The 2061-nt window shown below is 74.4% G+C and carries 1 protein-coding gene and 1 pseudogene; both read right to left on the bottom strand.

Annotated elements, in window-relative coordinates; genetic code table 11:
• Positions 1-189: 189 nt before the first annotated feature.
• Positions 190-747, bottom strand: coding sequence for a DUF6643 family protein (locus tag VR44_RS33065; RefSeq protein WP_045951324.1), 558 nt, complete (start codon positions 745-747; stop codon positions 190-192).
• Between the two features lie 287 nt (positions 748-1034).
• Positions 1035-2061: pseudogene (locus tag VR44_RS33060) on the bottom strand (glycosyltransferase); the annotation flags it as partial.

The following is a 2061-nucleotide window of genomic DNA, read 5'->3' as shown; positions in this document are numbered from 1 at the left end:
AGAGGGACTGGACGTACAAGTTCGACATGGGGGCATCTTGCCAGCCGCCCGTGCCGGCGCCCCAGCGGGTTTCGCGCAGGGCACAGTGTGCCGGCCGCGGGGCCCGGGCCCGAGCCGTCCGCGGCGGGGTGCGGGACCGACCGCGGCCGGTCCCGGAACCCGCCGCCGGCGGGGCGGGGGCGCGGCCGGTCAGTAGCCGCGGTTCTGGTACTGGCCCTGGCCTCCGTAGGGGTCCTGGTACGAGGGGACCGCCGCGGCGGCCGGCACCGCCGTGGGCACCGGCGCGACCATCTGCATGGGTGCCGTCATCGGGCGCGGGGCCGCCGGGCGCATGGCCTCGTACCCGGTGCCCGCCGCGAGCGGCCGGGGCTGCTGCGGCTGGGGCTGCGGGACGAATCCGCCCCGCTGCGGGAGCTGCTGCTGCGGGACGTAGGGGGCCGGCGCGTGCTGAAGCGGAACCGGCATCGGGGCCGGCGCGGCCGGCTGCTGCTGGTAGCCGTACCCGTACGCGGGGGACGGTGCCGGCTGTGCCGGCGCGGGCGGGAGCGCGGGCATGGAGGAGGCCAGGGCCGGGAGGTACCCACCGCTCGAGTAGCTGGCACCAGGGGTGTCGTAGGCGGCCGGAACGCGGATCGGGGCGATCTGCGGAGTCCCGCGTTCTGCGACGAGGGAGTCGTAGATGGGGGTGTCCGGGAAAGAGGGCGCGGAGTAGTAACCGCCGCCATAAGTGGAGCGGGGGGAGGTCATGGGAGACAAGTTAAGCCCACGACTTCACCGGGTCCATAGCCAGGTGTCGCCAACACCGCTCTGACCTGCATATTCGCAGGTCAGAGCCACAGCTTTCACTTGGCGTTCACGTGCACGATTCGCCACATGCACCCCGCCTTGTTCGCACTCGTACTCGCCGGTTGGCCCCTGCACGCATCCGGAACTGACGCACGGTCACAACGCGGTGACCTCGGATGACGCCGGACGGCTCGGATGTCCTTCCGGGGTGACGCCCCGTCAGCCCGGATTCGTGCCGTCCGGAGGTTTCAGGCATCGCTGGGCCGGGCATAGGTACGGCCCTTCCATGCGGCCCCCCGCCCCCGGTAGTGCTGTACGGCCGAGTCGACGGTCATGAGCAGGTAGAGCAGTGCGGTGAACGGCAGCAGCGGCGCGAGCGCCGCCGGCTGGCGGTAGTAGCGCAGCATCGGCAGGTAGGTGCCGGACATCAGCAGCCAGGCCAGCCCGCCGGCCGCGGCGACGGCGGAGCGGCCGCCCGCGAGCCCGGCGAAGAACGCCGCCGGGGGCACCAGGTAGACCAGCGTCAGCCCGGCCACCGTCCCGGCCAGCAGCAGCGGCTGGTGGCGCAGTTGGGCGTACGCGCTGCGCGACACCATCCGCCACAGGTCGGCCAGGGCCGGGTACGGGCGCACGCTGTCCACCCGCTCCGCCAGCCCGAGCCAGATCCGCCCGCCGGAGCGCTGGACCGCCCGGGCGAGCGCGACGTCGTCGATCACGGCCTGGCGGATCGAGTCCGGGACCCCGGCGCGGACGGCCGCCTCCGTGCGCAGCAGGACGCAGCCCCCGGCGGCCGCGGCGGTGCGCGTGCCGGGGCGGTTGATCCACCGGAAGGGGTACAGCTGGGCGAAGAAGTACACGAAGGCGGGCACGACCAGCCGCTCCCAGACGCTGACGACGCGCAGGCGGGCCATCTGGGAGACCAGGTCGAGGGGCTGTCGGGCTCGTGCGCGATGTCGGCGTCGGTGAGCAGCAGGTACTCGGGGGCGCCGGGCGCACCCCCGGTGGCGTGCGTGATGCCTTGGCGCAGGGCCCACAGCTTGCCGGTCCAGCCGGGCGGGGGGTCGGAGGGGGTGAGCACCGTGAGGGGGAGGCCGGGCTGCTCGGCGGCCAGGCGGCGGGCGAGGGCGCCGGTGCCGTCGGTGCTGCCGTCGTCGACCAGGACGATGCCGGCCTCGCCGGGATAGTCCTGGGCGAGGAGCGACGGCAGGCTGCGGGGCAGCACCCCGGCCTCGTCCCGGGCCGGGACCACGATGACGACGGAGGGCCAGCGGGCGG

Source organism: Streptomyces katrae, from assembly GCF_000966975.1.
In the GTDB taxonomy this organism is placed as follows: domain Bacteria; phylum Actinomycetota; class Actinomycetes; order Streptomycetales; family Streptomycetaceae; genus Streptomyces; species Streptomyces katrae.
This window is presented reverse-complemented; position numbering and strand designations above follow the sequence as displayed.